Origin of the sequence: Pontiella sp. (assembly GCF_041622395.1) — a bacterium.
Lineage (GTDB): Bacteria > Verrucomicrobiota > Kiritimatiellia > Kiritimatiellales > Pontiellaceae > Pontiella.
This window is the reverse complement of record NZ_JBFJYW010000252.1, coordinates 1-5581: the sequence shown is the minus strand read 5'-3', so window position 1 is coordinate 5581 and position 5581 is coordinate 1. Positions and strand designations below refer to the sequence as shown.

The window sequence follows — 5581 nt, the reverse complement described above, 5'->3', positions numbered from 1 at the left end:
GTGGACCTTGTTGAGTAGGGTCTGAATTCGCACCGGGTATACCTCTTCTGTGTAGTGTCGTTTTCGTCGACAACACATTACAGATAAGTTGTCCGGTGCGTTAATCATTTGTTTTTACCCACAGATTCAGCGGAAGACCCTCCATTTTTTACCTGAATGCGGATGCAGAAATTAGCGGTTCGCTAAGCGCTGTCCGGAAAGAAAAACATGGTTTAGGTTTCATGGGCCAAGGCCGAGCAGGGATGCCGGCGCCACGTTTGAGGGGCGTCGCGCCGTTTCACGGGCTTCCGGGGGCTTTTCCGACGAGCCGGAATCATGGCGCCATCGAGGCGACAAAAATGTAATCAGCGCCAAAATCCGGACAAATGCGTCAAAATTGTCGTTATTGGATTTGCGGGTCCGTGTTGCGTAACCCTATTGGCGAGAGGGGATAGCAATGCGACAAATCCGATGGCATACCTTTTGCAATGGGTTGTTCATATTACCCACGAGTGGGTTGTTAGGAAATGAATAACTACAGAGGATGCTGAATGAAAAAATTAACGAAATTCGCGCTGTTCGCTTTCGCGCTGTGCGCCGTCGGCCTGCCGATGGCTTCGATGGCGCAGGACGCGGTTGCCGAAGTAACGGCGACGGACGCAATGGCAGCTGCCGATAGCGCCATGTTCACGGTCAACAACACGTGGATGATGGTTGCCACCTTCCTGGTGTTTATCATGCACTTGGGCTTTGCGATGGTCGAAACCGGCCTGACCCGCGCAAAAAACTCGGTGAACATTCTGTTTAAAAACACCGCCATTCCGGCGATTGGCCTGCTGACCTATGCGCTGATCGGTTTCAATCTGATGTACCCGGGCGAAATGGGCGTGGATTGGAATGGAATTTTCGGATTTGCCGGATTCGGGGTCAGCTGTCCGGAGGGCGGGTTGACCAGCGCCTATAATCCGGGCTATACCTATTGGACCGATTTCCTGTTCCAGGGCATGTTCGCCGCCACGGCCGCCACCATTGTTTCGGGTGCGGTTGCCGGGCGCATTAAACTTGGACCGTTTCTGCTCTTCTCCACGATCTACGTTGCGCTGGTATATCCTTGGGTGGGTTCCTGGAAATGGGGCGCCGGTTGGCTGGCCGCCAAGGGCTTTCACGATTTCGCCGGTTCGACGTTGGTACACTCCGTCGGCGGATGGGGCGCACTGGCCGGCATCATCCTGCTTGGGCCGCGCCTGGGCAAATATGTCAACGGCAAGACCAAGGCCATTATGGGCCACAACATGCCGCTGCTGACCATCGGCGTATTCCTGCTGTGGTTGGGCTGGTTCGGCTTCAATGGCGGTTCCGTGCTTTCGGCCGATCCGGGCGGCGTTTCCTATGTGCTCGTAACCACCTCGCTTGCCGCCGCCGCCGGCATCATGGGTTCGATGGCGATGTCATGGACGGTTCAGAAGCATCCCGACTTGACGATGGTGCTCAACGGCTGTCTCGCCGGCTTGGTCGGCATTACCGCCGGGGCCGATGTGGTTTCCGTTTCGGCTTCGGTCATCATTGGACTCATCTGCGGAGCCTTGGCCGTGGTATCCGTCATGATGTTTGATCGCCTGCGGCTCGACGACCCGGTCGGCGCCACCACGGTTCACCTGGTCTGCGGCGTCCTCGGCACCCTGTTTGTGGGCATCTTTGCCAACGGGGCGACCACCACGGCAACTGGCGCGGATCTGGGCTACACGATTTCCATCGGAACCCAGTTGCTCGGTATCGTGTCCTACGCGGCGGCTTGCTTCCCGGCGGCCTTCGTCATCTTCTTCGTGCTGAAAAAGACGCTCGGTATCCGCGTCAGCAAGGAAGAGGAGCTCAAGGGGCTCGACCTCGGCGAGCATGGAATGGAAGCCTATCCCGGATTCCAGTTCTTCACGAATGTGTAAGGGAGTCTTAAGTTGAAGGTGTTAAGCACGCTGGAATGGCAGGAGCTCAATGCTTAACACCTAAAACTTAACCACTGTAAAATTAGAAAGGAACTTTCTCATGAAACTGATTATTGCATACATCCAGCCGGAAGCCCTCAACGAGGTGAAGCAGGCGCTCTACGATGCCGAGGTTTACAAGATGTCCGTCACCAACGCCATGGGCTGCGGGCAGCAGAAGGGCTATCACGAAACCTACCGCGGCGCGGACATCGAAGTGAACCTGCTCAAGAAGGTGCGCATCGAGATCGGCGTCAACGACGAGTTCGTCGAAGCCACCACCAATGCGATCATCAAGGGTGCGCGCACGGGCAACATCGGGGACGGCAAGATCTTCGTTCTCGACCTGCCGCAGTGCATCCGCATCCGCACCGGCGAAAAAGGCGCCGACGCCATCGGCTAAACACCACTTCTCTCTCCTCCTAGCACCCTGCCTCTCTCAGGGTGCGATGTGCCCGACCGTCGTGAGACGGGCGGGCCTTTTTGTTGAGAAAAGGGCCGCGCGCCCGCCAGAATCAGAGTTTTTCCGCCAGCTCCCACATCGCCTTGACGGCCGGGCGCTTCAGGTTGCGCTTGCTCGAACAAAGGCCGACGACGTAGGGGTCGAGTTCCGGCGCCGGATCCATCAGCTCGACCTCGTTGCGGAACGGGCTGCGCTCAAGCACCAGCTGCGGGACAACCCCGATGCCCGTGCCAAGCCGCACCATCGCGATCAGCGCCTCGTTGCCGGAAACCTCGGAGGCAATGTTCGGGACAAGTCCCTTGGCGCGGAACCAGGCATCGAGCCGCTGCCGGGCGGTGCCGGACTGCGGAACGACCAACGGTTCGGTTCCCATGAACTTCGATGGAACCTCGAAGCCGGGGGTTTTGGGAGCAATGAAGACGAGCGGGGTTTCGGCCAGCGGCATGAAGACGATCCGGCCGCGGTTCTGGTCGGGCAGCGCGGCCACGGCGAGGTCGATCTCGCCGCTAAGCAGTTGTTCAATGGCCTTTTCCGCCGCTCCGGTGCGGAGTTCGAGCTGCACGTCGGGATAGGTTTTCCGGTACGATTCGAGCAGCTCCGGCAGCAGGCTGTAGACGGCGGTGATGGAGGCATAAAGCGAAAGCGCACCGGAAACGGTTTCCCCGGGGGTCAACGATTCCTGGAATTGCCGCCAATCCTCCACGGCGCCCCGGGCAAAGACCAGCAGCTTGCGGCCGGCGGGCGTCAGCGCAACGCTGCGGTTGTCGCGCAGGAACAACGGTTGGCCCACCTCTTCCTCCAGCCGCTGGATGGTGCGCGTCAGTGCCGACGGGCTCAGGTTGCACACGCGGCTCGCTTTGCCGAAATGCCGTAGCTCGGCGGTCCTGACGAAGGTTTGCAGTGCTTGAATGTCCATGGTGGGTAACCTTTGGGCCGTGACGCGTGAAAAGTGAGGCGTGAAAAGTGAGGCGTGAGCCGTGAGCCGTGATTCCGAACACGGATCCCGTTTGTTGGTTTCGAAATTCGCAACGTAGTATCGCAAACAATTCAATTTACGCAACGTCCGATTTGGCGTAGGTTGCCGCTCTTTGAACTAACCAACAGGAGCAAGAGAATGGGTCAGAACTATTTCAATACGCTCGGCATGAAGCTGAAGCTCGAAGAACTCGGCACCTGCCGTTTCATGGATGCCTCCGAATTCGCCAACGGCTGCGAATACGCCAAAGGCAAGAAAATCGTTATCGTCGGTTGCGGAGCCCAGGGCCTCAACCAGGGCCTGAACATGCGCGATAGCGGCCTCGACGTTTCCTACACGCTGCGCGCCGCCGCGATCGCCGAAAAGCGCCAGTCCTTCCTCAACGCCTCCGAAAACGGCTTCCAGGTCGGCACTTACGAGGAGATGCTTCCGACGGCGGACATCGTGATGAACCTCGCGCCCGACAAGCAGCACACCAATGTGGTCGAAACCGTGGTGCCGCTAATGAAAAAAGGCGCCACCTTCTGCTACGCGCACGGCTTCAACATCGTCGAAGAAGGCACCATCATCCGCAGCGACCTGACCGTCATCATGGTGGCCCCGAAGTCGCCGGGATCCGAAGTGCGCGAAGAGTACAAGCGCGGCTTCGGCGTTCCGACGCTGATCGCCTGCCATCGCGAAAACGATCCGAACGGCGACGGCCTCGAAATTGCCAAGGCCCTCTGCGTTGCACAGGGCGGCCACCACGCCGGCGTCCTGGAATCCTCTTTCGTGGCCGAAGTGAAGTCCGACCTCATGGGCGAGCAGACCATCCTCTGCGGCATGCTCCAGGCCGGCGCACTGCTCTGCTTCGACAAGATGGCCCAAAACGGCATCGACAAAGGCTGGGCGGTCAAGCTGATCCAGTATGGCTGGGAAACCATCACCGAAGCCCTCAAGCAGGGCGGCATCACCAACATGATGGACCGCCTGTCCAACCCGGCGAAGATCAAGGCGTTCGATCTGGCCGACGAGCTCAAGATCATCATGCGCCCCCTGTTTGAGAAGCACATGGACGACATCATTACCGGCGAATTTTCCCGCCTGATGATGGAAGACTGGGCCAACGACGACGTGAAGCTGCTGACCTGGCGGGCCGAAACCGGCGAATCCGAATTCGAAAAAACGCCGGCGACCGATGCCGAAATCACGGAGCAGGAATATTTCGACAAGGCGATCCTGATGGTGGCCATGGTGAAGGCCGGGGTGGAGCTGGCCTTCGAAGAGATGGTGAACGTCGGCATCAAGCCGGAATCCGCCTACTACGAATCCCTGCATGAAACGCCGCTGATCGCCAACACGATTGCCCGCAAGAAGCTGTTCGAGATGAACCGCATCATTTCCGACACCGCGGAATACGGTTGCTATCTGTTCGCGCACGCCTGCGTTCCGCTGCTCAAGGACTTCATGTCCAAGATCGACACCGACGTCATCGGCAAGGGCCTTACGCTGACCGACAACGCGGTCGACAACAAGACGCTCGTTGCCGTCAATGCCGACATCCGCTACCACGAAGTCGAAATCATCGGCGAAGAACTGCGCGCGGCCATGCAGAACATGAAAGCGCTGTAAGCAAGCGCGGCGGGCTTCCAGGCCTGTCCCGCACAAGACGCCTCTCCCGAAACGGAGGGGCGTTTTTTGTTGGGGGGCTCCCTTGCCGGAAATAAATGTCGCATTTCGTGCAACTCGGCCAATGGCATCCGGTTGCGGCCAACGGGATCGGTCCGCCCCGTTCGTTCCGACAATTATTTCCATTCGCCGTTTTTGCCAGGTCTTCTGCAAGGTGTACGGGATGAGGGTTTTGCGGCGTCGCGAAAAGATGGCACACCTCGTGTTTTAAGGGAGCGACCCATTTGACGGGGAACCTAGAACGAGAAGGAGTACAATATGGCAAAGAAAGAAGTGGAGCGCCTGCTCATCGCCGGAGGCGAGAGCTACGACGTGCGACTCAAATACGATACGCTTGAACCGAAGTCGGCCTTCGTGGCCGAAGCGAACAAGGAAGGCTATGATTTTACCGAAGCCGAGCTGGACGAAGTCCTGCGCGAATCGGGCGACGACTTTGCCTCCTTCGGCAACCCGCGCAAGCGCGGCATTTGGTGGTATTAGTTTTTCAGGGCTGGAAGGGTTTTCAACCCTTCCAGT

At 58.4% G+C, this 5581-nt stretch carries 5 protein-coding genes; 4 read left to right on the top strand and 1 reads right to left on the bottom strand.

What is annotated here, in order from left to right:
* Window positions 1-530: 530 nt before the first annotated feature.
* On the top strand, window positions 531-1919 hold the full coding sequence (locus ABYO54_RS13270; RefSeq protein ID WP_407992504.1) for an ammonium transporter: 1389 nt from the start codon (window positions 531-533) through the stop codon (window positions 1917-1919).
* Between the two features lie 100 nt (window positions 1920-2019).
* Window positions 2020-2361, top strand: a complete 342-nt coding sequence (locus tag ABYO54_RS13265; RefSeq protein WP_372808728.1) for a P-II family nitrogen regulator — start codon at window positions 2020-2022, stop codon at window positions 2359-2361.
* Between the two features lie 112 nt (window positions 2362-2473).
* On the opposite strand, the gene ilvY is transcribed toward ABYO54_RS13265, so the two are convergent.
* Window positions 2474-3337 (bottom strand): HTH-type transcriptional activator IlvY, encoded by an 864-nt coding sequence (ilvY, locus tag ABYO54_RS13260; protein ID WP_372808727.1) that lies wholly within the window; start codon window positions 3335-3337, stop codon window positions 2474-2476.
* 198 nt (window positions 3338-3535) lie between these two features.
* On the opposite strand from ilvY, the gene ilvC reads away from it, so the two are divergent.
* Window positions 3536-5008 carry a ketol-acid reductoisomerase gene (ilvC, locus tag ABYO54_RS13255; RefSeq protein WP_372808726.1) on the top strand — a complete coding sequence of 491 codons (1473 nt, stop codon included), beginning with the start codon at window positions 3536-3538 and terminating at the stop codon, window positions 5006-5008.
* A gap of 315 nt (window positions 5009-5323) precedes the next feature.
* Entirely contained in the window at window positions 5324-5545 is a 222-nt protein-coding gene (locus ABYO54_RS13250; RefSeq protein ID WP_372808725.1) for a Nif11-like leader peptide family natural product precursor, read from the top strand.
* The last annotated feature ends 36 nt before the right edge of the window (window positions 5546-5581 follow it).